This window comes from Salinarimonas sp., from assembly GCF_040111675.1.
Taxonomy (GTDB): Bacteria; Pseudomonadota; Alphaproteobacteria; order Rhizobiales; family Beijerinckiaceae; genus Salinarimonas.
The window spans coordinates 266,248-290,893 of sequence record NZ_CP157794.1 but is presented as its reverse complement, the minus strand read 5'-3'; the positions used below and the strand labels follow the sequence as shown (position 1 = coordinate 290,893).

23 protein-coding genes are annotated in these 24,646 nt (G+C 71.4%); 12 read left to right on the top strand and 11 right to left on the bottom strand.

Annotated features, from left to right (window positions below):
• Positions 1–30 precede the first annotated feature (30 nt).
• Complete coding sequence (moaB, locus tag ABL310_RS01370) at positions 31–582, top strand: molybdenum cofactor biosynthesis protein B (RefSeq protein ID WP_349369929.1); 552 nt, start codon at positions 31–33, stop codon at positions 580–582.
• Here the strand turns inward: moaB and ABL310_RS01365 are convergent.
• Positions 579–1,079, bottom strand: coding sequence for a hypothetical protein (locus tag ABL310_RS01365; RefSeq protein WP_349369928.1), 501 nt, complete (start codon positions 1,077–1,079; stop codon positions 579–581). The genes moaB and ABL310_RS01365 overlap by 4 nt on opposite strands.
• 236 nt (positions 1,080–1,315) lie before the next feature.
• Between ABL310_RS01365 and ABL310_RS01360 the strand changes: the two genes are divergently transcribed.
• From ABL310_RS01360 to flgI, 7 genes are all read left to right on the top strand, one after another.
• Complete coding sequence (locus tag ABL310_RS01360; RefSeq protein WP_349369927.1) at positions 1,316–2,554, top strand: PA0069 family radical SAM protein; 1,239 nt, start codon at positions 1,316–1,318, stop codon at positions 2,552–2,554.
• A 140-nt stretch (positions 2,555–2,694) separates the two neighbouring features.
• Positions 2,695–3,072: a flagellar basal body rod protein FlgB gene (flgB, locus tag ABL310_RS01355; protein WP_349372139.1), complete on the top strand. Its 378-nt coding sequence runs from the start codon at positions 2,695–2,697 to the stop codon at positions 3,070–3,072.
• Between the two features lie 5 nt (positions 3,073–3,077).
• Positions 3,078–3,494: a flagellar basal body rod protein FlgC gene (flgC, locus tag ABL310_RS01350; RefSeq protein WP_349372138.1), complete on the top strand. Its 417-nt coding sequence runs from the start codon at positions 3,078–3,080 to the stop codon at positions 3,492–3,494.
• Complete coding sequence (locus ABL310_RS01345) at positions 3,494–3,838, top strand: flagellar hook-basal body complex protein FliE (protein ID WP_349369926.1); 345 nt, start codon at positions 3,494–3,496, stop codon at positions 3,836–3,838. The genes flgC and ABL310_RS01345 overlap by 1 nt, the downstream gene beginning before the upstream one ends.
• Before the next feature lie 14 nt (positions 3,839–3,852).
• Positions 3,853–4,638 carry a flagellar basal-body rod protein FlgG gene (gene flgG / locus ABL310_RS01340; protein WP_349369925.1) on the top strand — a complete coding sequence of 262 codons (786 nt, stop codon included), beginning with the start codon at positions 3,853–3,855 and terminating at the stop codon, positions 4,636–4,638.
• A gap of 44 nt (positions 4,639–4,682) precedes the next feature.
• A complete protein-coding gene (flgA, locus tag ABL310_RS01335; protein WP_349369924.1) occupies positions 4,683–5,156 on the top strand; it encodes a flagellar basal body P-ring formation chaperone FlgA in 474 nt (157 codons plus the stop codon).
• Entirely contained in the window at positions 5,153–6,310 is a 1,158-nt protein-coding gene (gene flgI, locus ABL310_RS01330) for a flagellar basal body P-ring protein FlgI (protein WP_349369923.1), read from the top strand. Before flgA ends, flgI begins: the two co-directional genes overlap by 4 nt.
• On the opposite strand, the gene ABL310_RS01325 is transcribed toward flgI, so the two are convergent.
• Together ABL310_RS01325 and ABL310_RS01320 are read right to left on the bottom strand one after the other, a co-directional pair.
• The gene (locus tag ABL310_RS01325; protein WP_349369922.1) at positions 6,267–6,989 is read right to left on the bottom strand and encodes a hypothetical protein; all 723 of its coding nucleotides are present in this window, start codon (positions 6,987–6,989) and stop codon (positions 6,267–6,269) included. The genes flgI and ABL310_RS01325 overlap by 44 nt on opposite strands.
• Entirely contained in the window at positions 6,986–7,327 is a 342-nt protein-coding gene (locus ABL310_RS01320; protein WP_349369921.1) for a hypothetical protein, read from the bottom strand. Before ABL310_RS01320 ends, ABL310_RS01325 begins: the two co-directional genes overlap by 4 nt.
• A gap of 74 nt (positions 7,328–7,401) precedes the next feature.
• On the opposite strand from ABL310_RS01320, the gene ABL310_RS01315 reads away from it, so the two are divergent.
• Positions 7,402–10,743, top strand: a complete 3,342-nt coding sequence (locus ABL310_RS01315) for a CHAT domain-containing tetratricopeptide repeat protein (protein WP_349369920.1) — start codon at positions 7,402–7,404, stop codon at positions 10,741–10,743.
• Between the two features lie 19 nt (positions 10,744–10,762).
• On the opposite strand, the gene ABL310_RS01310 is transcribed toward ABL310_RS01315, so the two are convergent.
• From ABL310_RS01310 to ABL310_RS01295, 4 genes are all read right to left on the bottom strand, one after another.
• Entirely contained in the window at positions 10,763–11,080 is a 318-nt protein-coding gene (locus ABL310_RS01310) for a DUF6916 family protein (RefSeq protein ID WP_349369919.1), read from the bottom strand.
• Positions 11,081–11,189: 109 nt separating this feature from the next.
• A complete protein-coding gene (locus ABL310_RS01305; RefSeq protein WP_349369918.1) occupies positions 11,190–12,968 on the bottom strand; it encodes an ABC transporter ATP-binding protein in 1,779 nt (592 codons plus the stop codon).
• A 60-nt stretch (positions 12,969–13,028) separates the two neighbouring features.
• Positions 13,029–13,748, bottom strand: a complete 720-nt coding sequence (locus ABL310_RS01300; RefSeq protein WP_349369917.1) for an endonuclease/exonuclease/phosphatase family protein — start codon at positions 13,746–13,748, stop codon at positions 13,029–13,031.
• A gap of 45 nt (positions 13,749–13,793) precedes the next feature.
• Complete coding sequence (locus tag ABL310_RS01295) at positions 13,794–14,942, bottom strand: hypothetical protein (RefSeq protein WP_349369916.1); 1,149 nt, start codon at positions 14,940–14,942, stop codon at positions 13,794–13,796.
• A gap of 155 nt (positions 14,943–15,097) precedes the next feature.
• Here ABL310_RS01295 and ABL310_RS01290 point away from each other — a divergent pair, with 155 nt between their 5' ends.
• Entirely contained in the window at positions 15,098–16,354 is a 1,257-nt protein-coding gene (locus ABL310_RS01290) for a CaiB/BaiF CoA-transferase family protein (RefSeq protein ID WP_349369915.1), read from the top strand.
• On the opposite strand, the gene ABL310_RS01285 is transcribed toward ABL310_RS01290, so the two are convergent.
• On the bottom strand, positions 16,355–17,239 hold the full coding sequence (locus ABL310_RS01285) for a uracil-DNA glycosylase (RefSeq protein WP_349369914.1): 885 nt from the start codon (positions 17,237–17,239) through the stop codon (positions 16,355–16,357).
• 213 nt (positions 17,240–17,452) lie between these two features.
• Here ABL310_RS01285 and ABL310_RS01280 point away from each other — a divergent pair, with 213 nt between their 5' ends.
• Together ABL310_RS01280 and ABL310_RS01275 are read left to right on the top strand one after the other, a co-directional pair.
• Positions 17,453–19,024 carry a pilus assembly protein TadG-related protein gene (locus ABL310_RS01280; RefSeq protein ID WP_349369913.1) on the top strand — a complete coding sequence of 524 codons (1,572 nt, stop codon included), beginning with the start codon at positions 17,453–17,455 and terminating at the stop codon, positions 19,022–19,024.
• 87 nt (positions 19,025–19,111) lie between these two features.
• Positions 19,112–20,242, top strand: coding sequence for a mechanosensitive ion channel domain-containing protein (locus ABL310_RS01275; RefSeq protein WP_349369912.1), 1,131 nt, complete (start codon positions 19,112–19,114; stop codon positions 20,240–20,242).
• Between the two features lie 28 nt (positions 20,243–20,270).
• Here ABL310_RS01275 and glcF read toward each other — a convergent pair whose 3' ends face one another.
• The 3 genes from glcF to ABL310_RS01260 all read right to left on the bottom strand — a co-directional run bounded on the left by glcF (position 20,271) and on the right by ABL310_RS01260 (position 24,525).
• A complete protein-coding gene (glcF, locus tag ABL310_RS01270; RefSeq protein ID WP_349369911.1) occupies positions 20,271–21,632 on the bottom strand; it encodes a glycolate oxidase subunit GlcF in 1,362 nt (453 codons plus the stop codon).
• Positions 21,633–21,886: 254 nt separating this feature from the next.
• Positions 21,887–23,065, bottom strand: a complete 1,179-nt coding sequence (gene glcE, locus ABL310_RS01265; RefSeq protein WP_349369910.1) for a glycolate oxidase subunit GlcE — start codon at positions 23,063–23,065, stop codon at positions 21,887–21,889.
• Positions 23,062–24,525, bottom strand: coding sequence for an FAD-linked oxidase C-terminal domain-containing protein (locus ABL310_RS01260; RefSeq protein ID WP_349369909.1), 1,464 nt, complete (start codon positions 24,523–24,525; stop codon positions 23,062–23,064). The genes glcE and ABL310_RS01260 overlap by 4 nt, the downstream gene beginning before the upstream one ends.
• Between the last annotated feature and the right edge of the window lie 121 nt (positions 24,526–24,646).

Genomic DNA, 24,646 nt, shown 5'->3' with positions numbered 1-24,646 from the left:
GCAGGCCGCGCGCCCCGCCGGAGACCGACCATGCCCATCGACGACAGCCTTCCCTTCGTCCCCGTGCGGATCGCGGTGCTCACCGTCTCCGACACCCGGGAACTCGCGCAGGACCGCTCCGGCGATACGCTCGCCGCGCGCATCGAGGCGGCGGGACACGTTCTGGCGGATCGGGCGATCGTCAAGGACGAGGTGGCCGAGGTCCGCGCGCGCGTGCAGGGCTGGATCGCCGACCCGGGCGTCGACGTGATCGTCACCACGGGCGGCACCGGCTTCACCGGCCGCGACGTCACGCCCGAGGCGATCGAGCCGCTCTTCGAGAAGCGCATGGAGGGCTTCTCGGCGGTGTTCCACCGCATCAGCTACGACAAGATCGGCACCTCCACGCTGCAGTCGCGCGCCACCGCCGGCGTCGCGGGCGCGACCTACGTGTTCGTGCTGCCGGGCTCGCCCGGCGCCTGCAAGGACGCCTGGGACGGCATCCTCCAGCCCCAGCTCGACTATCGCCATCGGCCCTGCAACTTCGTCGAGATCATGCCCCGGCTCGACGAGCACCTGAAGCGCGGGAAGCTGAGGTCCTAGCCTTCCTCCCGCGTCACGCTCGCCGGGAGGCGAACGACCTTCGGGCGGGCGCCCGGCTTCAGATGGCCGACATGGACGAGGTCGCCCGCGCGGATGCGGGGGGTGCGGGCGCGCAAGGCCTCGCGCAGGCGCGGCCCGAGCCCCTCCACGCGCCGGTGCAGGCGGGCCATGGCGGGCGGCGCCGGGGCGGGCGCGGCCGTGGCGAAACGCTCGACCGCCCGCGCCCAGCCGTCGAGGGGCACGTCGCCGGCATCGAGGCAGAACAGCCAGTCCCGCCGCGCCGCGCGGGCGCCGACGCGCCAGGGATCCTCGCCGGCCCCGGCGATCACGAGCTCCGCACCGGCGGCGTCGGCGAGCGCCTCGATCGCCGCCGCGCGGGCGGGGGCGATCACCACGGCATCCCCGATCACGCCGTCGGCGACGCCGGCGACGAGGGCGGAGATCGTGGCGGCGAGGGGACGCGGGTCGTCGCCCGCGCGGATGAGGGCCGTGATCATGGCGGCGTGTATAGCGCGGCCTCGGGCGGGCGGGTAGGCCGCGGGTCCGCGACAGGCGGCCTGCGGAGGCGACATCGGTGCGGGTATCGGCCGCGAAGCGCATCCGGATCGCGGATTCGAAAAAGGGGCTTGCAATGTTCCGCATTCGTTCATAACGTATGGAACAAGAACAAAGACGGTACGCGTCGTTCCACCGCCGGTCGTCACGTCACGACGGGATTTCCGAGGAGGTCGTCATGAGCCCTGCCGCGCTCGCCGAAACGCCACGTGCAGAGAGCCCGCGCCGGCACGTCATCGTTCCGGGGCCCCGCGAGGGCGTCCGCGAGCCCTCCGCGCGCGATCTGCAGCGCCGCGCGCTCCTGCGCGACACCGGCCGGCCGGAGGCGCTGGCGGACGTCCTGCGCCGCGGCCGCGGCGCGCCGACGAACGAGACCGGCCGCTTCGAGCGCATCGCGCGCGAGGCCTTCGTCGAGGAGATGCCGGGCGAGGAGGAGGACGAGCCGCGTCCGCTGCGCACGGAGGTGATCGAGGAGCGCCCGCGCACGATCATCGCGCGGAACGATTCGCCCGACATCGGCTTCGACCGCTCGATCAATCCCTATCGCGGCTGCGAGCACGGGTGCTTCTACTGCTTCGCCCGCCCGACCCACGCCTATCACGGCCTCTCCGCCGGGCTCGATTTCGAGACGAAGCTCTTCGCCAAGCCGAACGCGGCCGAGCTGCTCGAGCGCGAGCTCGCCGCCAAGGGCTACGTCCCCAAGGCGATCGCGCTCGGGGCCAACACCGATCCCTACCAGCCCGTCGAGCGGCGCTACCGCATCACGCGCGGCATCCTGGAGGTCCTCTCCCGGCGCGATCACCCGGTGGGGATCGTCACCAAGTCGCATCTCGTCACGCGCGACATCGACATCCTCGGCCCGATGGCCGAGCGCGGCCTCGCCAAGGTGGCGATCTCGCTCACCACGCTCGACCCCGTCCTGGCGCGGAAGATGGAGCCGCGGGCGGCCTCGCCGGCACGTCGGCTCGACGCCATCAAGCGCCTCACGGACGAGGGCGTCCCGGTCACCGTGCTCGTCGCGCCGATCGTCCCGGCGATCAACGACCACGAGATCGAGCGCATCCTGGAGGCGGCGCACGCCGCCGGGGCGCGGGAGGCGGGCTACGTCCTGCTGCGGCTTCCGCACGAGCTGAAGAATCTCGCGCGGGACTGGCTCATCGACCATTATCCCGACCGGCTCGACCGCGTCCTGTCGCTGGTGCGCGATACGCGCGGCGGCAAGGAATACGACGCGACCTGGGGCGCGCGGCAGACGGGCCAGGGCCCCTACGCCTGGATGATCGGCCGGCGTTTCGAGACCGCCGCGAAACGGCTCGGCATGAACGAGCGCCGCGCGCGCCTGCGCACGGACCTGTTCACGCCGCCGGCCCGCGAGCGCAAGCGCGCCGACGCGGACCAGCTCTCGCTCTTCGCCTGAGCCGGGGGCGGCGGGCCGGCGGGACCCGTCCCCCGGCTCCCAGGCCTCCGTCCCCGCCCCGGCCCTCCCCGCAAGCCAGGCGCAAGCCACGCCGCCTAGCCTCGCTCCCGATCGCAACACGACCGGGAGCCCCGCACGTGCTGGACGGCATCCATCTCTTCAGCCTCGCCTCGCGCAAGTCCGAGTGGCTGTCCGTGCGCCAGGCGACGATCGCCGAGAACGTGGCGAACGCCCACACGCCGGGCTTCCGCGCCCGCGACGTCGAGCCCTTCGTCGACGTGCTCGACCGCACGCATCTGCGGCTGGCCGCGACCAGCCCCGACCACCTGATTCCCGACGGCGATCCGCGCGTCTCCGAGACCCGCACGCGCGACGGCTGGGCGATCACGCATTCGGGCAACTCGGTGAGCGTCGAGGAGGAGCTGATCAAGGCCTCCTCCAACAGCCGCGAGCACACGCTCGCGACCTCCGTCGTGAAGTCCTTCCACCGCATGATCCTGCAATCGGTCCGGGGGTGAGCATGATCGACCCGCTGACGTCCGCCTCGCGCATCGCCGGCTCGGGCCTCGAGGCCCTCTCCACCCGCATGCGCATCATCGCCGAGAACCTGGCCAACGCGAACTCCACCGGCGAGACCGCCGGCGCGGATCCCTATCGGCGCAAGACCGTGACCTTCGAGAGCGCGCTCGATCGCGCCTCGGGCGCGAGCCTCGTCCAGGTCGAGGGCGTCGGCGCCGACGAGGCCGCGTTCCGTACCGAGTACGATCCCTCGCACCCGGCCGCCGACGAGAACGGCATGGTCAAGCTGCCCAACGTCAACATGTTGGTCGAGATGGCCGACATGCGCGAGGCGAACCGCGCCTACGAGGCCAACCTCTCCGTCATCAAGCAGACCCGCGGCATGGTCGCCGCCACCATCGACCTCCTCAGGAGCTCCTGATGATCGACGCCGTCTCCTCGCTCTCCTCCCTCGTCGGCCCCGGCGGCGCCGCCGCGACCCGCGCGGCCGAGCGCCTCGCCGCCGGCTCCCCCGCGGGGCCGATCGCGCCCGCCTCGTCCACCGGGCTGCCCGATTTCGGCAGCGTCCTCGCGGACGTCGCGAACCAGGGCGTCACCGCCGTCCGCGAGGCCGAGGCGGCCTCGCTCGCGGGCATGAACGGCAAGGCCTCCGTCCAGCAGGTGGTCGAGGCCGTGATGAACGCCGAGCGCACCCTCCAGACCGCCATCGCGGTCCGCGACAAGGTGGTCCAGGCGTACCAGGAAATCAGCCGGATGCAGATCTGAGGAGGATCTCAGCCATGAAAGCGCTCGCCATCGCCGCCACGGGCATGAACGCCCAGCAGCTCAACGTCGAGGTCATCGCCAACAACATCGCCAACATCAACACCACCGCCTTCAAGCGGGCGCGGGCCGAGTTCACGGATCTGCTCTACCAGACCGAGCGGCTCCAGGGCGTGCCCATGCGCGGCGGCGAGGCGGCGATCCCGGAGGGCGCCAATCTCGGGCTCGGCGTGCGCGCCGCCGCGATCCGGAACCTGCACATGCAGGGCGCCCTCTCGCAGACCGGCAACAAGCTCGACCTCGCGCTCGACGGGCGCGGCTGGTTCCAGGTGCAGGGCCCCGAGGGCGAGATCCTCTACACCCGCGCCGGCTCGTTCAACACCAACGCCGAGGGCCAGCTCGTCACCATCGAGGGCTTTCTCGTCGAGCCGGCGATCCTGGTGCCGCAGAACACGGTGGAGATCGTGGTCAACCAGTCTGGCCAGGTCTTCGCTCGCGTGCCGGACCAGCAGCAGCTGGAGGAGCTCGGCCAGCTGACCCTCGCCAACTTCGCCAACGAGACCGGCCTCGAGCCGATGGGCGGCAACCTCTATCGCGAGACCGTCGCCTCCGGCCAGCCGGTGGTGGGCGTCCCGGCCGATCCCGGCTACGCCAAGATCCACCAGGGCTATCTCGAGGCGTCCAACGTCGATCCGGTGAAGGAGATCACCCAGCTCATCTCGGCCCAGCGCGCCTACGAGATGAATTCCAAGGTGATCCAGGCCGCCGACCAGATGGCCGCCACCGTCACCAACGTCCGCTGATCCCGCCCGAGGCGCCCCTCCCGAGACGACCGGAGCCCCGATCGATGCCCCGCCTCCTCCCCGCGCTCGCCGCGGCCGCCCTCGCGCTCGTCGCGAGCCTCGCCCCGCTTCCCGCGCGCGCCGCCGGCGGCGTGACCATGCCGGTGCCGACCATCACCATCTATCCCGGCGAGACGATCAAGGAGACGGTCTTGGCCGAGCGCGAATTCCCCCGCAGCGCCGGGCGGATGCCGGTCGTGCACGACATGCGCGCCCTCGTCGGCAAGGTCGCGCGCCGCACGCTGCTCCCCGGCCAGCTCGTGCCGCAGAACGCGGTGGAGGACGCCAAGCTCGTCCTGCGCGGCGAGACGACGCAGATCGTGTTCGAGGCCGACGGCCTCGTGATCTCGACCCTGGTCACCCCGCTCGAATCCGGCGGGGCGGGCGAGCAGGTGCGCGCGCGCAACCTCGATTCGGGCCTCGTGATCGTCGGCACCGTCCACGAGGACGGCACCCTGCGGGTGGGGGCCGCCCGATGATCCGCCTCCCCCGCCTGCGGCGCGCCGGCGCGCGCGCGCGCGCGCTCGTCATCGGGCTCGCCCTCGCCCTCGCGAGCCCCACGACGGCACAGGCCGACGCCTTCCTCTCCGGCGCGACCCGCATCAAGGACATCACCACCCTCAAGGGCATGCGCGAGAACCAGCTCGTCGGCTACGGGCTCGTGGTGGGGCTCGCCAATACCGGCGACACGCTGCGCAACGCGCCCTTCACCGAGCAGTCGCTCGCCTCCATGCTCGACCGCATGGGCGTGAACACGCAGGGCAGCTCCCTGCGCGCCCGCAACGTCGCCGCCGTCGTGGTCACGGCGGAATTGCCGCCCTTCATCGGGCGCGGCTCGCGCATCGACGTCACGGTCTCGGCCTTGGGAGACGCGCGCTCGCTGCTCGGCGGCACGCTCGTGATCACGCCGCTCATGGGCGCCGACGGGCAGATCTACGCCGTCGCGCAAGGGCCCGTCGCCGTCACCGGCTTCTCCGCCGCCGGCGAGGCCGAGATCGTCACGCAGGGCGTGCCGACCACGGGCCGCGTGCCGAACGGCGCGCTGATCGAGCGGGAGCTGCCCGACCATTTCGGCAACATGCGCTCGCTGATCCTCGAGCTCAGGAACCCGGATTTCCGCACGGCGGTGCGCATCGCCGACGCCATCAACGTCTACACCCAGGCGCGCTTCGGCGGGCGCGGCGCCTACGAGCGCGACTACCGCTCGGTGCTCCTGGTGAACCCGCCGGAGGTGAGCCCCGTGCGCTTCCTCGCCGAGATCGGCGACTTGATCGTCCAGCCGGACACGCCCGCCCGCGTCGTCGTCGACGAGCGCACCGGCACCGTCGTCATCGGCGCGGACGTTCGGATCTCGACGGTGGCCGTCACCCACGGGAACCTCACCGTGCGCATCACCGAATTGCCGGTCGCCTCGCAGCCGGCGCCCTTCTCGGACGGGCAGACGGTGGTCCTCCCCGACACCCGCGTCGAGGTCGCCCAGGAGGAAGGCCGCCTCGCCATCCTCCAGGGCTCGTCCCTCCAGACCCTCGTCGCCGGCCTCAACCAGATCGGCCTGCGCCCCGCCGGGATCATCGCCATCCTCCAGGCGATCAAGTCGGCGGGGGCGCTGCAGGCGGATCTGGTGATTCAGTAGAGGGCCGCTCGCACAGGTCGGCGACGCCGGTGACGATACGGACGTAGGCGATCTCGGCGCGCGGCAGCACCAGGATGTCCGGGCGCGCCGGAGGGGGCGCCGATGGCGGCGGCGCGTAGCCGAGATAGGCGTAGACGTTGGTGCGATCGGCGAAGATCTCGCGCAGGCAGGTGCTCGCGCCGATGTCGCGCGGCGGCCCGAGCACCGCCTGGAGCGGGCTTTCGGGCAGCGGGATCACGGCGATGCGGGGGAAGTCGACGTAGCCGGTCTCGAACAGCCGCTCGACCTGATCGCTCGCCCGCATGGCGCCGAGCTGGGCGGCGCCGAGCAGCGAGGCGAGCGCCAGCACCACCGCGCCGAGCGCCACCGGCTCCGGCCCGCCGCCGAGCCTCCCGCGCCAGCGCCACAGCGCGACGAGCAGGCCCACCGCGAGCGCGAGGAAGCCGAGGCTCCAAGCCCAGGCGTCGCGCAGCACCCAAAGCGCGTAGACGGCAACGTCCTCGACGCCGAACCCGTCGAGCTCGGAGAGCCCGATGCCGAGCTCCGCGAACCAGCGATCGGCATAGGACCACCCGGCCACGTAGGCGAGGGCGGCGGCGTAGGCGGTGAGCACGCCGGCCTCCCCGAAGATCGCGGGCAGGGATGGCGGCGGGGCGACCGGGGGCGTGCCGGCGCTCATTGCGTGGCGGCCTCGTCGTCTTCGTCCTCGCCGCGCGGACGGGTCTCGCGATCGTCGAGCGAGATCCGCGGCCGGCACGGGTTGCACCCCGCCTCGCCGGCGGGCAGGCGATCGAAGGCGGCGACGTCGCGGATGGTGCCGATCGCGCCGGTGCGCAGGTCGGTGCATTGCGCGACCGGCGTCCCCCCCGTCGGCGGCGTCGCCTCCGTGCAATTGCGATATGTGACGAACTCGGTTCCCCGCTCCGCGAGGCAGAAGCACAGCGGCGCCTGCGCCGCCGCGGGGGCGGCGAGGAGCGGCAGCAGCAGGAGCGCGAGGCGCCACGGCGCGACGATCATCGGAACCATCCGGAATAGAGTTATCTCGCAACTCATGCTTAATTGATCAGATCGAAGCGCGAAAGAGGGACGCCATGCGCCGCCTCGCCTCCGCCCTCCTCTGCCTGCTGCTGGTTCTCGCCGTCGCGCGCGCACCGGCGCAGGACGGCGAAGTTCCGGGCGGGATGGGCGACGTGCAGGCGCGCGTCGTCGAGCTGTACCGAGCCGGTGACTACGCCGGCGCCCTCTCGCTTGCCCGTGCCCACCTCGCTTCGCTGGAGGTCGAATTCGGCACGCGTCATCTGCGCACGGTCGAAGGTCTGAATCTCTACGCGGCGATCCTCAGCCTGAGAGGTCGCGATGCAGAGGCGAGGCCGCTGACGAGACGGGCGTTCGAAATTCGCCTGCGTGTTCACGGACTGCCGCACCCGGAGACGACGGCAGCCATGTTCGATCTCGCTATGGTGAATCTCCGATTGGACCAGAATACAGCGGCGGAAAAGCTGCTTCGAGCGGTGGTGAAGATACGCGCCAAGACTCTCGGTGTATGGCACGAGGGTACGCTTGCCGCAGCTTATGAACTCGCCGGAGCTTACTCGCGGCAGGCGCGCCTTCGTGAGGCCGAGCCGATCTACAGATGGGTACTTCAGGGATCGAGTAAGAAATTCGGCCCTGAACACCGGGATACGCTCGTTGTCTTCGAGAGCCTCGCAGGCTTGCTGGAGCAGGAAAGACGCTTCCCGGAGGCCGAGCTGCTCAGACGACGTGTCCTCGCCGCCTACGAGCGGACGCTCGGGGCGGAACACGAACGAAGCCGCTCCGCATTGACCGCATTGGCACGTCATCATCTCGAGAGAGAGCAGCTCGATCGAGCCGAGAAGCTGTTTCTTCAGATAGTCGAGATGAACGAGACGACCTACGGAGAAGACAATCCGGCAACGCTCGAAGCGATCTCAAATCTTGCCTATATTCTCGATATTGTCGGCAATTACTCGGAAGCAGAAGAGCTTTATATATCAGTCATAAGCAGGTCGAGCGACGGCGGCGGCCTTGATCGCCACACGCTTCTGCGGGTCCTTTCCAACCTGGCAGGGAACTATTGGGATCGAGGCAGGTTCGGCGAAGCAGAGACCCTGCTTCTGCGGGTCCTTCGGTCCCGCGAGGACGTGCTGCGGCCGGACCACCCGGATATCGTTCGCGCGCTGAACAATCTAGGGCTGATCTACCTCGCCCAGGAGAGATACGAAGAGGCCGAAGAGCTGATCGCTCGTGCCCTGGATGCGCAGAACGCAACTACAGAGTCTTTGAGTATCGAGAAAGCAATTACATTGAATAATCTTGCTTTAGTACTTCTGGAGAGAGAGCATCTGAAGGAAGCTGGCCTTTTTTACCTAAGGGCTTTAGTCCTCTCAGAAGAACTATCCTCCATGAACTCTACGATCTCTGCAAATATCATGCATAATTACTCGATTTACCTCGGCCGTCTTGGTCAGCACGACGATGCGCAACACCTCTCCCAACGTGCGCTGGAAAGCTTCGAGCGGCGCTTCGGGCGCGAGCATCCGCAGACGTTGAGCTCGCGGGCGGCGAGAGCCGCGATTCTGTTTTCTTCTGGCCGCATCCGAGAGGCGCAATCCATGTTCGAGCGGCTTCTCAACGAGCCGACCAGGGCCGACCTGTTGCCTCCCTTGGCCGCCGTCGCCGCTCGCGCGAATCTCGCCGCGCTCTATCAATATCGCGGTCTTCCGAGCCGCGCGCTCGCTCAGCTTCGGCTTGCGGACGAACGCCTTGCGAGAGCGCTCACAGTCGAGCTGCGGACAACGCACGCCGAGCCTACGCGCCGCACGGCTCTGGAGGCCGCGTCCCGCTACCAAGACGCCGCCTTCTCGCTCGCCGTCGCGCATCCCGCCCCCGAGGCGACGACGTTCGCCTTCGATCTCCTCTTGCGCTGGAAGATGCGCCGTGCGCTCGACGACGCCGTCGTCGTGCGTCTGCTGAACGAGAGCGACGACCCCGAGGCCGTGGAGGCGGCGCGAGCCGTCCGCGACGGCGCACGCGCTCTGTCGCGGGCTGTCTTCGACGCCGAGCAGGATCCCGAGGGAGTGAACGACGTCATCGAAGCGCTCGACGCCGCGGAGGCGCGGCTGCGTCTGCGTTCGCCCGAATACGCGGAAGCGCAACAGCGGGGCGCGGTCGGCACGACGGACGTTCAGGCCGCGCTCGAATCGGACGAAGCGCTCGTCGAGCTTCGTCTTTATCGGCAGCCCGAGGTTCCCGCCGCGCGCCCCGGCGCATGGCGTCTCCTCGCCGGCGTCCTGCGTGCGGACGGCGCGCCGACGCTCGTCGACCTCGGCGAGGCCGCGCCGCTCGAAGCCCTCCGCGAACGGATCGTCCAGCCCGGCGACGACGCGCAGGGGCGCGCGCGACAGGTCACGGCGGCGCGAGACCTCGATGCGGCGCTGATCGCCCCGCTCCTGCCGCACCTGGACGGTGTCGATCGTCTCTACCTCGTGCCGGACGGCGCCTTCAACGCGATGCCGTTCGCCGCGCTGAAGGACCGGCAGGGGCGGCTCCTGATCGATCGCTTCGACCTGCGCCTGCTTCAGACCGGACGTGATCTCGCGGCGCCGAAGACGCCCTTGAACGCGAACGGTCTCCTGGTATTCGGCGGGATCGACTACGGCCCCCTCCCTCGAAGCACCGACGCTTCGGCGGCGCTCCTCGTTCCCGCGGGCGTCACGAGCGCCGGTCCGGAGTCTCGCGCCGCGCTCGGGGCGCTGCGCGCCGGCGACCTGACGGGATTCGCACCGCTCGCCTACAGCGGGGCGGAAGCCGAGGCGATCACCGAGCTGTACGCCGCGTTACGGCCGGAGGAGCCGGTTTCGCCTCCTCGGCTCGGTCGCGACGCCAGCGAGGCGGCGCTGATGTCCCTCGCTCAAGCGCCGCGCGTCCTGCATCTCGCGACGCACGGGTATTATCTCGACGACATGCTCGTTCCGGGCCGTCCGCTTCTTCAGGCGGGGGTCGCGCTCGCGGACGCGAACCGCGCACTGGACGGCGGCACCGGCGCCGATGGTGAGAACGGTATCCTCCACGCCTTCGAGGCGCAGGCGCTGGACCTTCGTGGGACGGAGCTCGTGGTCGTGTCGGCCTGTCGGACGGCGCTGGGTGCCGTGGACTATTCGGAGGGCCTCGAGGGGCTGCCGCGCGCCTTCTACGTCGCCGGCGCTCGGAACGTGCTCCTTGCGTTGTGGAACATCGACGATCTTCTGACCCAGCGCTTCATGGCCAGCTTCTACTGGAATTGGCTCACCCAGACCGGCCCCAGCGACCCCGCCGCCGCCCTGCAGGCCACGCAGCGGGAGTTCGCCGGGAGCGCCGACCCGGTCGAGGCCGATCCGGCGACCTGGGCGGCCTTCGTGCTGTTCGAGGGGTGAGCCCGAGGGGCCGCCGCCCTCAGTTGAACACCGCCTCGTAGACGCGCCTGCCGTTGAGCTTCTCCATGTCCTCGGCGGCGGGGAAGACGGGGGTGATGAAGACGCCTTCCATCAGGCCCCGGCGGGGGTGGCGGATGTTGTACATCTGGTTGTCGAGCGCCGGGGTGGGCGCGGTGACGAAGAGGATGGCGAAGCCGCGTCGGCGGGCGGGCAGCGCCGGATAGGGCGAGAGCCGGGCGGCGATCAGCTCCATCTCGACGCGCCCGCCGATGCCTTCGAGCACGAAGGTCTTGCCGATGTCGTCCTTGAAATCCTCGTAGGTCAGCTGGTCCAGCATGCGCCCCTCCCTCGCCTCGACGAGACAGGGATAGCGCAGGGGCGCACGCCACGAAACTCGCGGATGCAGGTTATCCCCAAGGCGGCGCTACCGGTGCGCGGGTCGCCCCTCAGCCGGCGTCGAGGTGTTCGCCCGTGAACTGCAGGCGCTCCAACCGCGCATAGGCGCCGCCGGCGGCGACGAGCGCCGCATGCGTCCCGCGCTCGACGATGCGGCCGGCCTCCAGCACCACGATCTCGTCGGCGTCGCGCACGGTGGAGAGGCGGTGGGCGACGACGAGCGTCGTGCGCCCCGCCATCAGCCGCTCGAGGGCGTCCTGGACGAGCCGCTCGGACTGGGCGTCGAGCGCGCTCGTCGGCTCGTCGAGGAGGAGGATCGGCGCGTCCTTCAGGAAGGCGCGGGCGAGCGCCACGCGCTGGCGCTCGCCGCCGGAGAGCCGCCCGCCGGCCGAGCCGACGCGGGTGTCGTAGCCGTCGGGGAGGGCGGCGATGAAGTCGTGCGCCGCCGCCGCCTGCGCCGCCGCGACGATCTCCGCCTCGCTCGCCCCGGGGCGGCCGAAGGCGATGTTGGCGCGGATCGTGTCGTCGAACAGGATCGCGTCCTGCGACACGACGGAGATGGCGCCGCGCAGGCTCTCGAGCGACAGGCCGCGCACGTCCTGCCCGTCGATCAGGACCGCGCCCTCGGTCGGGTCGTAGAGGCGCGGGACGAGGGCGAGCAGCGTCGACTTGCCCGAGCCCGAGCGGCCGACGAGCGCCGTCGTCCCGCCGCCGCGGGCGACGAGATCGATGCCCTCCAGCGCCGGTGCGTCCGGGCGATAGCGGAAGCGCACGTCCGCGAAGCGCACCTCGCCCTTGACGAGGTGGAGGGGCTCCGGCGCCGGCGGATCCTGGATGCGCGGCGCCTCGTCGAGGATCGCCCAATGGCGGTGGAGCGCGGCGACGGCCTCCTGCACGATGGCGTTGAGGTTGCCGAGCGCGCGGATCGGCTGCGCCGCCATCAGCAGCGCCGTGACGAAGCCGGTGAAGTCGCCGATCGTGGTCTCGCCGCGCCCGATACGAAAGCCGATCAGCGCGAGCACCGCGGCGACGGCGGCGCCCCCGGCGATCTCGAGCAGCGGGTCGAGCCGCGCGCGCTGGGTCGCGGCCTTGATCTTGAGGTCGCGTACCTGGTCGAAGGCGGCCCGCGCGCGCCCCTCGAGATAGGGCTCCATCCGGTAGGTCTTGGCGATGCGCACGCCGGAGAGGCTCTCCGAGACGAGGCCCGCCATGTCGCCGATCTGCTCCTGCGTCGCCGTCGAGACGCGGCGCAGGCGCTTGCCGATCCGCGCGATGGGCGGCGCGATGAAGGGCGCGACCAGGGCGGCGATGAGCGTCATCCACGGGTCGATCACGATCATCGCCACGACGAGGGCGAGGATGGTGGCGATGTCGCGGAAGAACACCGTGAAGATCCGCACCATCGCCTCGCGGATGTAGGTGAAGTCCGTGGTGAAGCGCTGGGTCAGCGAGGCGGGGCTCTCGCGCCCGAGCTGGGCGAGGTCGAAGGACAGGAGGCGCGCGTAGAGCGCGGCCTGCATGTCGGCCTCGATGCGGGCCACCGTGCGCTGGGTCAGCGCGGTCTGGCCGAACAGGGCGAAGCCCTTGATCGAGGTGACCACGACGACGACGAGAGGCGCCCAGAAGATCAGGTCGAGGTCACGCCGGTCGAAGGCGTCGAAGGCCTCGCGGATCAGGAGCGGGTAGAGCGCCGTCGCCGCCGCGCCGATGGCGATCAGCACGAGGACGATGGCGAGGGTGCCGCGATGCGCGCGCATGCGATCGCGCCACAGCCGGCGCATCATCGGCCAGGTGTCGCCGGACATGAGGACGTTCTTTTTCTTCGCCATCGGGTCTTCAGGCCTCCGCGAGCGCGTCTAGCACGCTTTCGCCCGCGATGGCACGCCCGCTCAGTGAGGCGGGGCGAGCTCGGCGACGAAGGGGAGGTGGTCGGAGGCGACGCGGGTGAGCGCGGTGCGCAGCGCATGCGCGTTCTCGAGCCGCGCCCCGTTGGCGCCCATGATGTGGTCGATGCGCGTCAGCGGCATCCAGGAGGGAAAGGTCGGGTGCCGGTCCGGCAGGTCGCTGCGGGCGCAGGCGAGGGCGGCGGCGAGGCGCTTGTAGGCGGGGGCGCGCATGCCGGCGTTGAGATCGCCCATCAGCACCGCCGGCCCCTCCGCGCCGCCGAGCCAGTCGGGCCCGAGCAGCGCCTCGGCCTGGGCCATGCGGTCGCGGCGCGAGAGCACCGCGAGGTGCGTGCAGATCACCTGCAGCGTCCCCTGCGCCGTCTCGACCTCCACCCACAGCGCCGAGCGCCGCTCCGGCAGGGCCGGCCCGAGCCGCGGCAGCGGGCCGCCCTTCACGAGCCGCATGGGCAGGTCCGAGAGAATAGCGAGCCCGAACTGCTCGCCGGCGAAGGTGGCGGTGCGCTGGAAGCGGAAGTCCATCTTCAGGTCGCGCGCGAGCGTTTGCAGCGCGTGCGCGCCCTCGTGGCGCGCGCTCCAGCGCACCTCCTGGAGCGCCACGACGCGCGCGCCGCTCTCGCGGATCACGTGCTCGATGCGGCGCGGGTCGCGCTTGCGGTCGGTGCCGATGAAGGAATGGACGTTGTAGGTCAGGAGACGGGCCATCGCGTCCCATGTAGGCGCACGACGGCCCGGAGGAAAGCGCGCGCCTCAGCGCAGGGTGATGCGCCCCTCGGCGAAGAGCCGGCTGCAATCGCTGGCGTCGCGCATCCGGTCGTCCTCCACGGTGGCGACGGCCATGCCTTCACCCTCGAAGCGCGGGTCGTCGCACTCCCCGTCGTTGGCCCAGCGGCTCGAATCGTCGCCGAAATCGATGCCCGCCGGGGCTGACGGCGCCGCCGGGGCCGCGGGCATGGCCGGTGCGGCCGGGGCGACGTCGGCCCGCGTCTCCCCGATCAGGTCGATGGCGCCCAGCTCGTAGAGCCGGCGGCAATCGGTGGCGTCGCGCAGCCGATCCTCCTCGACCAGCACCGCCGCCATGCCCTCGCCCTCGAAGCGCGGGTCGTCGCATTCGCCGTCGTTGGCCCAGCGCCCCGTGTCGTCGCCGAAATCGACGCCGGCGACGTCCGGTCGCCCGGGTGCGGCCGGCGCGGCGTCGCCGCGCAGGGCGATCGCGCCCTGCTCGTAGAGCCGGCGGCAGTCGCTGGCGTCGCGCAGCCGATCCTCCTCGACCAGCACCGCCGCCATGCCCTCGCCGTCGAAGCGCGGGTCGTCGCATTCGCCGTCGTTCGCCCAGCGGCCCGTGTCGTCGCCGAAATCGACGCCGGCGACGTCCGGTCGCCCGGGCGCGGCCGGCGCGGCGTCGCCGCGCAGGGCGATCGCGCCCTGCTCGTAGAGCCGGCGGCAGTCGCTGGCGTCGCGCAGCCGATCCTCCTCGACCAGCACCGCCGCCATGCCCTCGCCCTCGAAGCGCGGGTCGTCGCATTCGCCGTCGTTCGCCCAGCGGCCCGTGTCGTCGCCGAAATCGAGGTCCGTGCCGGCGACGGCGACGGACGGGGCGTCCGCGCGCAGGACGATGCGGCCGCGCTTGAACAGCTCGAAGCAGTCGCTCGCGTCCGCGCCGATATTCGCGTCGTCGAGGACCTTGGCCATGCCGGGTCCCTCGAAGCGCGGATCGTCGCATTCGCGGTCGTTGGCGAAGGCGCTCGTGTCGGCGCCCCAATCGATGTCGGGGGCTTGCGCCCAGCCTCTCGTCGCCGTCGTCGCAGCGCCGAGCCCGACGCCGATCGCCGCGATGAGAAGAGCGCGCCCCGCCGCGCTGGTGAACCCGCCTGCGCGGCCCGCCGCTCGTCCGATCATCCCGCCCCCCCTCGGCCGTCTTTGCGCTTCACGCAAGATTTACCGCCTCGCGACGGCGCGCGAAAGCGGAATTCGCCCTTGCGAACGCCCGGCGGCTTCCGTCGCGGGGAGCGGTCGGCTAAGCCGGGCGGCGCGTCCCCTCGCGAGGAGCCCCGATGCCGACCGATGCCAGCCGTCCCGCCGGCCCGCCCGCCGCGCCCCGCAGCCTCGCCGGGCTCACCGTGCTCGACCTCACCCGCGTTCTCGCCGGCCCGAGCGCGACGCAGCTCCTCGGCGATCTCGGCGCGCGGGTGATCAAGGTCGAGCGTCCCGGCGCCGGCGACGATACGCGATCCTGGGGCCCGCCCTTCGTCGCCGACGAGGCGGGCGAGCCGACCGAGCTCTCCGCCTATTTCCTCGCCGCCAACCGCAACAAGAGCTCGATCGCGGTCGACATGGCGACGCCCGCGGGCGCGGGCCTGATCCGGGATCTCGCCCGGCGGGCCGACGTGGTGGTCGAGAACTACAAGCCCGGCGACCTCGCCCGCCGCGGGCTCGGCTACGCCGACCTGAAGGCCGTGAAGCCCGACCTCGTCTGGTGCTCGATCACCGGCTTCGGCCACGACGGGCCCTATGCCGACCGGATCGGCTACGACTTCCTGGTCCAGGCCATGGGCGGCATCATGAGCATCACCGGCGAGCCCGAGGGCGAGCCGATGAAGGTGGGGGTCGGCATCTCCGACCTGATGTGCGGCATGTACGCCGTCGTGGGCATCCTCGCCGCCCTGCGCCACCGCGACGCCACCGGCGAGGGCCAGTTCTTCGAGGTGTCGCTCTACGACACGCAGATCTCCTGGCTCGTCAACGCCGCGACGAACACGCTCGTCTCGGGCAAGGCCCCGCGGCGGCTCGGCAACCGCCACCCGAACATCGCGCCCTACCAGACCTACCGCGCCGCCGACGGGCATCTGGTCGTCGCGGTCGGCAACGACGGCCAGTTCCGCCGCTTCTGCGAGACTCTGGGCCTCGCCGCGCTCGCCGAGGACCCGCGCTTCGCCCGCAATTCCGGACGGCTCGCCAATCTCGACGCGCTGAACGCGCTCGTCGATCCGGTGATCGAGACGGCCCCGGTGAGCGAGTGGGTGGCGCGGCTCAACGCCGTCTCGGTGCCCTCCGGCCCGGTGGCGAGCGTGCCGGAGGCGCTCGAGAACGAGCACACCCGCGCCCGCGAGATGGTGATCGAGATGCCCTCGCCGGCGGGCGGCGCGCCGCTGCGGCTCCTCGGCAACCCGCTGAAGATGCGCGCCACCCCGGTCGCCTATGACCAGGCTCCGCCGCGCCTCGGCGCCGATCGCGTCGCGGTCCTGCGCGAGGTGCTCGGCCTCGACGAGGCCGCCATCGCCGCCCTCGCGAAGGACGGCGCCTTCGGGTGATCAGCTCTCCCGCAGCGCCTTCCTCAGCGCGCGGAGATCCCGCCAGGCGAGGCGCTTCTGCAGCGGCTGGCGCAGCAGGTAGGCCGGGTGGAGCATCGGCAGGGCGCGGATCTCGCGCCGGCCGGTATCGTAGGCGAGCCAGCGCCCGCGGGCGCGCAGGATGCCGTCCTTGACGCCGAGCAGCGTCTGCGTCGCCGGCGCGCCCATGCAGACCAGGATGTCCGGATCGGCCAGCGCGATCTGGCGGCGGGTGAAGGGCAGGCAGGCCGCGACCTCCTGGGTCGTCGGCGTGCGGTTTCCCGGAGGCCGCCAGGGAATGACGTTGGCGATGTAGACGTCCGTGCGGGCGAGATCGATCGCCGCCAGCATCCGGTCGAGGAGCTGCCCCGCGCGGCCGACGAAGGGCTTGCCGGTGCGGTCCTCGTCGGCGCCCGGCGCCTCGCCCACGATCATCACCCGCGCGCCCGGCGTGCCGTCGGCGAAGACCAGGCTCTTGGCCGAGGCCTTGAGCGCGCAGCCGTCGAAGCCCGCGAGCGCGGCCTCGAGCGCCGCGAGATCCCCCGCCGCCTCGGCGAGGGCGCGCGCGCTCGCGGCGGCCTCCTCGGCGTCGAGCGCGCCGGGCGGGACGGCAGGCCCCCGCGAGACGGGCGCGGCGTTCGCCGCCGGCGCCGGGGTCCGGGGCGGGAGCGGGAGGCGGTCGCGGGAGGCGGCCTCGCGCGCCGCCGCCTCGCCGGCGCGGCGGGCGGCTTCGTCGGCGAAGCGGTCGTGCGGCGTCTCGTCGAGCGCCAGGTCGACGCCCGCCGCCACGTGGAAGTCGACGAGCGCGATCAGGGCGTCGCGCAAGCCCGCCTCGTCCCGCCAGATCTCGTCGTCGCCGTCCGCCATGCGCGATCTCTAGCCAGAACCGGGCCGCGACGCCAGCAGCGACGAGGGCGATCGTCTGCCTCTGGACCGCTGCGCGCTGGAGCGGTCCGGCATTTCGGGGAGATGCATCGCATTTTAGCGAAATCGTCCGCGCGATCGCAACGTGTTCCGGTGCAGTGTCGCCACCGACCGGCGCGGATCGCGCCGACGATCGAACGCCAAGAGGGTCGAGGAATGTTCGAGACCTTTCGCAAGGATCGACGCGGCGCCGTCGGCGTCGCTCTCGGGCTCGCGATCGTGCCCGTCATCGCCATGGCGGGGGCCGCGGTCGACTATTCGCGCGTGAACGGAGCCCGGGCGCAGGCTCAGGCCCTGGTCGACGCCGCCGCGCTCGCCGCCATCTCGCGCGAGACGACCTTCGCCCGCAAGACCGCCGCCGAGGAATTCGTCGAAGCGCGGCTCGGCGACCTTTCCGGGGGCACGACGCTCGTCGCCGTGCGGCCCACGGACGTGGTCGATCCCGAAACCGGCGCGCCGCGCCTTCGGGTCGAAGCGGACCTGCGCATGCGCACCTCCTTCGCCGGGCTGATCGGCGTCGAGGAGATCGACTTCACCGTGGAGAGCGAGGTCACGACGTCCGACAAGAGCTACGAGATCGTGCTCGTCGTCGACGTCACCGGATCGATGAAGGGCAGCAAGATGCGGGCCCTGCGCGATTCCGCCAGGCGCTTCGTCGAGACGCTCCTCCCGGAGGGGCGCACCGACGACCGCATCCGCGTCGGCATGGTTCCCTATTCCTCCGCCGTGAACATCGGCCGCGCCCGCCAGGACTGGCTCGGGCCCGCCCCCGGCGGCCTCTCGGCGATCGTGGAGAACCGCTACGTCTTCTCCGGCGACGAGGTGCCCAAGCCGCATTGCCGGGGCACGAACGTGACCTGGGACGCCGATCTGGAGCTCTGCTACATCGGCGAGCTGCACGAATGGACCGCGGCGGGCGCCTGCCCGGGGGTCGAGGTCGACGGCGCCTGCCACGTCGCCGACGGCTGGGCCGGCTGCGTGATGGAGCGCTATCGGACCGACTACGAGCTGACCGCCGACACGCCCGCGACGGAGCCCTTCCGGCCGTTCTATTGGCCGTCCTGGCGGGGCCTCGGCGGCGGCAGCGCCCGCTTCAATTCCTACCTCCCCGGACCGATCGACGAGGAGTGGAACACCAACGCCAGCTCCAACAACGGCCGCGGCCCCAATCTCGGCTGCCCCAAGAACGAGATCATCGCCTTCACGAACGACCGCCGGCGGCTCGTCGACGAGATCGACGACTTCGAAGCCTGGCACCGGGGCGGCACGTTGGGGCATATCGGCATGCTCTGGGGCTGGCGCATGCTGAGCTGGCAAGGCCTGTGGGGCGACGAGGGCTGGCCGCACGCCTTCGACCGGGGGGAGACGGAGAAGATCGTGGTCTTCATGACCGACGGCGAGAACAACTTCTTCAGCGGCATGGCGCCGGCGGGCGACAGCGACTTCACCGCCTACGGCCGCCTGTCCGACACCGACGGCCTCACCCGCTCCAACAACCGCGACGCTCTCGACGACAAGATGCAGACGGTCTGCGCCGCCATGCGCGCGCAGGGCATCGAGATTTTCACCGTCGGCTTCGCGCTGAACTCGAACAGCGCCCACTCGCTGCTGAAGGGATGCGCCACGTCGCCCGCCCACGTGTTCCGCTCGGAGGTGAAGACGCTGGTCTCGCATTTCGAGACGATCGCGAACGACATCGCCGACCGGCGCATCGCGATCTCGCGCTGACCGCGCGCCGCCGCTCCGCCTCGGCGGCGGCGGAACCGCCAAGCTCCCCTCGCGTTCGACAATCCAGGCGACGAGGGGAGAGGCACCGTGGAGACGCTGTCGCGGCTCGCGCGCGACGCGGGCCTGCTGATCGAAGGCCTGCCCGCCTGGGCGGAAGCCACGCTCGTGCTGGCGCTGTTCGCGCTCGCCGCCCTGGTGCTGCACGGCATCGCCGTCCGGGCGATCCGGGCGAGCTTCGGGCGGCGGATGGGCGAGCTCGGCCGCGGCCTCCTCGCCCGCATCCGCCGGCCGACCCGGCTCGCCCTCGTCCTCGTCTTCCTCGCCGGCGCGCTTCCCGCGACCCCGCTCGATCCGGAGGTCCGCGGCTGGTTCGCCTACGGGCTCCTCCTCGCCTTCATCGTGGTCTGCGGATGGGCGGCGATCGTGGTCGTCGACGTCTCGGCCGAGATCTACCTGGCGCGGCTGCCGGGCGAGAGCGAGGACGTGACGCTCGCCCGCAAGGCGCAGACGCAGGTGCGGCTGCTGCGCCGGATCGCGGTGATCCTGGTGGGCTTCCTCACCTTCGCCGCGCTGCTGACGACGAGCCCCGTCGCGCGGCAATACGGGACGAGCCTGTTCGCCTCCGCCGGCGTCGCGGGCCTCGTCATCGGGCTCGCCGCGCAGCCGGTGCTCTCCAACATCATCGCCGGCCTGCAGATCGCCATCACCCAGCCCATGCGCATCGACGACGCGGTGATCATCGAGGGCGAGTTCGGCTTCATCGAGGACATCCGCACGAGCTACGTCGTGGTGCGCACCTGGGACCTGCGTCGCCTCGTGATCCCGCTCAAGCGCTTCATCGAGCAGCCGTTCCAGAACTGGACGCGCCACGAGCACACGCTGATCGGCTCGGTCTACTGGTATCTCGACTATTCGACGCCGGTGGACGCCGTGCGCGAGAGGTTCGAGGCGCTGGTGCGGGCCTCCCCGCTCTGGGACGGCGAGACCGTCGGGCTTCAGGTCGTCGACGCCGACCGGCACACGATCACGGTGCGCTGCATCATGAGCGCGCGCACGCCCGGCGAGGCCTGGGACCTGCGCTGCGCCGTGCGCGAGGCGATGGTCGCCTGGCTGCGGGAGACCCATCCGAACGCCCTGCCGCAGGTGCGCACGCGCTCGCTCGACGAGGGGCCGCCGGTGCGCGCGGCCGCCGCGGCGCGGAGCGCAGGGGAGGGGTGAGCCGCGAGGCAGAGGGGAGACGGCGGCGTCATTCCGCCGCCTGCCGCGCGGCGACCGCCATCGGGCGGTCCTCCCACCCGGCCGCCTCCAGCGCCCGCGGCAGCGGGCCGCCGCCGGCCCAGTCGATCAATTCGGCGGTGTGGACGATGGGGATGTCGGTGCCCTTCCCGATCTGCGTCATGCAGCCGATATTGCCGGTGGCGATCAGGTCGGGCTTCGTCTTCTCGATGTTCGCCACCTTGCGGGCGCGCAGCTGGCCGGCGATCTCGGGCTGGAGCAGGTTGTAGGTGCCGGCCGAGCCGCAGCAGATGTGCCCCTCCGGCACGTCCTTGACCGCAAAGCCCGCCTTCTTGAGCAGCGTCTTCGGCTCGAGCCGGATCTGCTGGCCGTGCTGCATCGAGCAGGCGGAATGGTAGGCCACCGTGAGCCCCGAGACGTCGCGGCCGGGCGCCACCACCTTCAGCGTGGTGAGGTACTCGGTGACGTCCTTGGCCAGCCCGGAGACGCGCTTCGCCTTGTCGGCGTAGGCCGCATCCTCGCGCAGCATGAAGCCGTAATCCTTGATCGTCGTGCCGCAGCCCGACGCCGTGATCACGATGGCGTCGAGCCCCTCGCCCTCGATCTCGCGGGTCCACACGTCGATGGCGCGCTTGGCGAAGGCGTGGCCGTCGTGCTCGCGGCCCATGTGGTGGACGAGCGCGCCGCAGCAGCCCTCGCCCTTGGCCTGCACCACCTCGATGCCGTTCCTGGTGAGGAGCCGGATCGCCGCCTCGTTGATGCCCGGATCGAGCACGCGCTGGGCGCAGCCCTGGAGGATCGCCACGCGCCCGCGGCGCTCCCCGACCGCGGGGAACACCTGCGGCCCGTCGATCGCCGAGCGCGCCGGCAGGCGCCTGGGCGCGAGGTCGAGCATGCCGGCGAGGCGCTGGCCGACGAGCGGGATCGCCCGCGCCACGCCCTTGAACGGCGCGCCGAGCTTCGCGCCGAGAAGCGCCAGCCGGAAGCGGTTCGGATAGGGCAGGATCGCGGCGAGCACCGAGCGCAGCAACCGGTCGTGCCAGGGGCGCTGGTAGGTCTGCTCGATATAGGCCCGCGCGTGATCGACGAGGTGCATGTAGTGCACCCCCGAGGGGCAGGTCGTCATGCAGGAGAGGCAGGAGAGGCAGCGGTCGACGTGCTTGACGACCTCGGCGTTCGCCGGCTTGCCGTTCTCCAGCATGTCCTTCATCAGGTAGATGCGGCCGCGCGGCGAGTCGAGCTCGTCGCCGAGCAGGAGGTAGGTCGGGCACGTCGCCGTGCAGAACCCGCAATGCACGCAGGTGCGCAGGATCTTCTCGGATTCGCGCGTGGCGGGATCGCGGAGCTGCTCTTCGGTGAAGTTGGTTTGCATGGCCCTGCTCTCACCCTATCCGAACAACGCATCGTCTCTCCTTCCCTGTAGGGGAAGGTGGCGCCGCGCGAAGCGCGGTGACGGATGGGGCGCGCGAAGCGCGTTCCGCGAAGCGGAAGCGGCGCGACGTCTGCCGGAGGTCGAGCCATTCTTCGGCTTCGCCGAACGCGCGTCCCGCGCGCCCCATCCGTCTCGGCTTCGCCGAGCCACCTTCCCCTACAGGGAAGGACAAGGAACGGCCCGCGGTCCCGTCCTCACACCCCCGCATACATCCGCCCCGGCTCGAAGATCCCCTTCGGATCGAAGCTCGCCTTGATGCCCCTCGTCAGCGTCATCATGGGCGCCGGCAGCGGCTCGAACACGTCGACCGCCGCGCGCAGATCAGCCGGGGCGCGCACGAGCGTCGCGTGGCCGCGGTGCGCCCGGGTCGCCTCGCGCACCGCCGCCGCGGCCGCCTCGTCGGCCGCCGTCGCGAGCCAGATCAGCCCGCCGCCCCAGTCGTAGAACCAGCGCGCCTCGCAGGCCGCGCCGATCGCGGCGGCGAGCGCCGGGCCGCGGGAGGGCGCGGTGGAGATCTTCCACACGGCGCGCTCGGAGGGCTGCACGAGCGGGGCCGCGTCGCGCACGCCGCGCCAGAGCGCCGCGCCGTCCTCCCCCTCGACGAGCCCCGGCTCGCCGTATTCGGAGAGGAGCGTCTTCAATTCGCCGAGCCGGTAGCGCACGGAGGCCTCGAAGCCCTCGATGCGCACCAGCGTGCCCGCCCCGCCGCCATCGCCCGGGATATGGGCCGCGCCCGTCACCTCGTAGGGCGAGCCCAGAGCCGCCGAGAGCGCCGCGATCGCCCGCTCGTCGTCCAGCCCGCTGAAGACCAGCGTCGCCGTGCGCTCCGGGATCGGTAGCACCTTGAAGGTCACCTCGGTGAGGACGCCGAGCGTGCCCCAGGCGCCGGCGACGAGCTTCACGAGGTCGAGCCCGGTGACGTTCTTCATCACCCGCCCGCCGTTCTTCACCGCCTCGCCGCGACCGTTGACGAAACGCACGCCGATCAGCGCGTCGCGCGCCGCGCCCACCATGATCCGGCGCGGGCCGGAAATGTTGCCCGCCGCCACCGCGCCGATCGTCGGCTCGCCCTCGGACCCGAGCAGCGCGCGCCAGTCCGCCGGCTCGAAGGCGAGGCGCTGGTTCTTCTCCGCGAGCGTCCGCTCCACCTCGGCGAGCGGCGTGCCGGCGCGCGCGCCGATGACGAGCTCCGCCGGCTCGTAGAGCGTCACGCCGGTGAGACCCGCGGTGGAGACGGTCTCCTGGGTCTGCGCCGGGCGGCCGACGGCGCGCTTCGTCGCGCCGCCGGCGAGTGCGAGCGGGACGGCGCGGGCGGCGGCGTCGGAGACGAGGGCGCGGACGTCGTCCTCGCTCGCGGGGCGATGGGTCGTCACGCCGCCTCCCGCCCGTTCGCGCCCGCCTCGTCGAGATCGCGCCCCTCGAGCGGAAACACCTTGGCCGGGTTGAGCAGCCACATCGGATCGAACACGCCGCGCACCCGCAGCTGCTGGCGCAGATCCTCCCGGTTGTACTGCGTCGTCATCAGGTCGCGCTTCTCGATGCCGACCCCGTGCTCCCCGGTGAGGCAGCCGCCGACCTCGACGCAGAGCTTGAGGATGTCGGCCCCCGCCTCCTCGGCCTTCTCCATCTCGCCCGGCTTGTTGGTGTCGAACATCACGAGCGGATGCAGGTTGCCGTCGCCGGCGTGGAAGACGTTGGCGACGCCGAGCCCGTAGCCCTTCACGATCTCGTCGATGCGCTTGAGCACGTATTTCAGCTGGCCGGTGGGGATGGTGCCGTCCATGCAGATGTAGTCGGCGACGCGGCCGGTGGCGCCGAAGGCGGACTTGCGGCCCTTCCAGATCGCGGCGGCCTCGGCCTCGGTCTGCGCCACCTTGAGCGCCCGCGGGTTGAAGGGCTTCGCGATCTCGACGATGCGCGCGAGCGCGTCCTCCATCTCCTCGTCCGAGCCCTCGACCTCGATGATCAGCATGGCCTCGACGTCGAGCGGGTAGCCGGCATGGGCGAAGGCCTCGCAGATCTCGATCGCGGGCTTGTCCATGTATTCGAGCGCGACGGGGATGATCCCCGCGCCGATGATCGCCGCGACGCAGGCGCCGCACTCCTCGATGCTCTCGAAGCCCATCAGCGCCGGGCGGGCGCCCTCGGCCGCGCGCAGGATGCGCACGGTCGCTTCCGTCACGATGCCGAGCTGGCCCTCCGAGCCCGTCATCAGGCCCAGGAAGTCGTAGCCCGGCGCGTCCAGCATGTCGCCGCCGATCTCGACCACGGTGCCGTCGACGAGCACGACCGTGAGGCCGAGAAGGTTGTTGGTGGTCACGCCGTATTTCAGGCAATGCGCGCCGCCGGAATTCATGGCGACGTTGCCGGCGATGGTGCAGGCGAGCTGGCTCGACGGGTCGGGGGCGTAGAAGAAGCCCTCGTGCGCCACGGCCTGCGAGATGGCGAGGTTGGTGATGCCCGACTGCACCCGCATGGTGCGGTCGGCGAAATTCGTCTCCAGCACCCGGTTGAGCTTCGAGACGCCGATGACGACGGCGTCCTCCTGCGGGATCGCCCCGCCGGCGAGCGAGGTCCCGGCGCCGCGCGCGACCACCTTCACGCCGTTCTCGCTGCAGAAGCGCATCACCGCCGAGACCTCCTCGGTCGTCGACGGCAGCACCACGGCGAGCGGGAGCTTGCGATAGGCGGTCAGCGCGTCGGTGTCGAAGGCGCGGCGCTCGTCCTCTGTGACGATGAGCGCGTCCGGCGCGACGAGCGGGGCGAGCCCCTCCAGGATCGCGTCGCGGCGCGCCAGGACGGCCTCGTCTGGGGTCGGGAAGGCGATCGACATCGGCGCTCCTCCTCGCGTCTCTTCTGGACCGGTTCCAGGGGACGGCTTCGACCCGCAACATAGGCCGAACGTTTCCCGCTTAACAGGGGCGCGGCCTGCGTTAGATTGTTTCCCCCACGGA

What these genes read in the sequence shown, in the direction of transcription:
- moaB (WP_349369929.1), top strand. Translation starts at nt 31, where the DNA reads ATGCCCATCGACGACAGCCTTCCCTTCGTCCCCGTGCGGATCGCGGTG.
- ABL310_RS01365 (WP_349369928.1), bottom strand. Translation starts at nt 1,079, where the DNA reads ATGATCACGGCCCTCATCCGCGCGGGCGACGACCCGCGTCCCCTCGCC.
- ABL310_RS01360 (WP_349369927.1), top strand. Translation starts at nt 1,316, where the DNA reads ATGAGCCCTGCCGCGCTCGCCGAAACGCCACGTGCAGAGAGCCCGCGC.
- ABL310_RS01345 (WP_349369926.1), top strand. Translation starts at nt 3,494, where the DNA reads ATGATCGACGCCGTCTCCTCGCTCTCCTCCCTCGTCGGCCCCGGCGGC.
- flgG (WP_349369925.1), top strand. Translation starts at nt 3,853, where the DNA reads ATGAAAGCGCTCGCCATCGCCGCCACGGGCATGAACGCCCAGCAGCTC.
- flgA (WP_349369924.1), top strand. Translation starts at nt 4,683, where the DNA reads ATGCCCCGCCTCCTCCCCGCGCTCGCCGCGGCCGCCCTCGCGCTCGTC.
- flgI (WP_349369923.1), top strand. Translation starts at nt 5,153, where the DNA reads ATGATCCGCCTCCCCCGCCTGCGGCGCGCCGGCGCGCGCGCGCGCGCG.
- ABL310_RS01325 (WP_349369922.1), bottom strand. Translation starts at nt 6,989, where the DNA reads ATGAGCGCCGGCACGCCCCCGGTCGCCCCGCCGCCATCCCTGCCCGCG.
- ABL310_RS01320 (WP_349369921.1), bottom strand. Translation starts at nt 7,327, where the DNA reads ATGATCGTCGCGCCGTGGCGCCTCGCGCTCCTGCTGCTGCCGCTCCTC.
- ABL310_RS01315 (WP_349369920.1), top strand. Translation starts at nt 7,402, where the DNA reads ATGCGCCGCCTCGCCTCCGCCCTCCTCTGCCTGCTGCTGGTTCTCGCC.
- ABL310_RS01310 (WP_349369919.1), bottom strand. Translation starts at nt 11,080, where the DNA reads ATGCTGGACCAGCTGACCTACGAGGATTTCAAGGACGACATCGGCAAG.
- ABL310_RS01305 (WP_349369918.1), bottom strand. Translation starts at nt 12,968, where the DNA reads ATGGCGAAGAAAAAGAACGTCCTCATGTCCGGCGACACCTGGCCGATG.
- ABL310_RS01300 (WP_349369917.1), bottom strand. Translation starts at nt 13,748, where the DNA reads ATGGCCCGTCTCCTGACCTACAACGTCCATTCCTTCATCGGCACCGAC.
- ABL310_RS01295 (WP_349369916.1), bottom strand. Translation starts at nt 14,942, where the DNA reads ATGATCGGACGAGCGGCGGGCCGCGCAGGCGGGTTCACCAGCGCGGCG.
- ABL310_RS01290 (WP_349369915.1), top strand. Translation starts at nt 15,098, where the DNA reads ATGCCGACCGATGCCAGCCGTCCCGCCGGCCCGCCCGCCGCGCCCCGC.
- ABL310_RS01285 (WP_349369914.1), bottom strand. Translation starts at nt 17,239, where the DNA reads ATGGCGGACGGCGACGACGAGATCTGGCGGGACGAGGCGGGCTTGCGC.
- ABL310_RS01280 (WP_349369913.1), top strand. Translation starts at nt 17,453, where the DNA reads ATGTTCGAGACCTTTCGCAAGGATCGACGCGGCGCCGTCGGCGTCGCT.
- glcF (WP_349369911.1), bottom strand. Translation starts at nt 21,632, where the DNA reads ATGCAAACCAACTTCACCGAAGAGCAGCTCCGCGATCCCGCCACGCGC.
- ABL310_RS01260 (WP_349369909.1), bottom strand. Translation starts at nt 24,525, where the DNA reads ATGTCGATCGCCTTCCCGACCCCAGACGAGGCCGTCCTGGCGCGCCGC.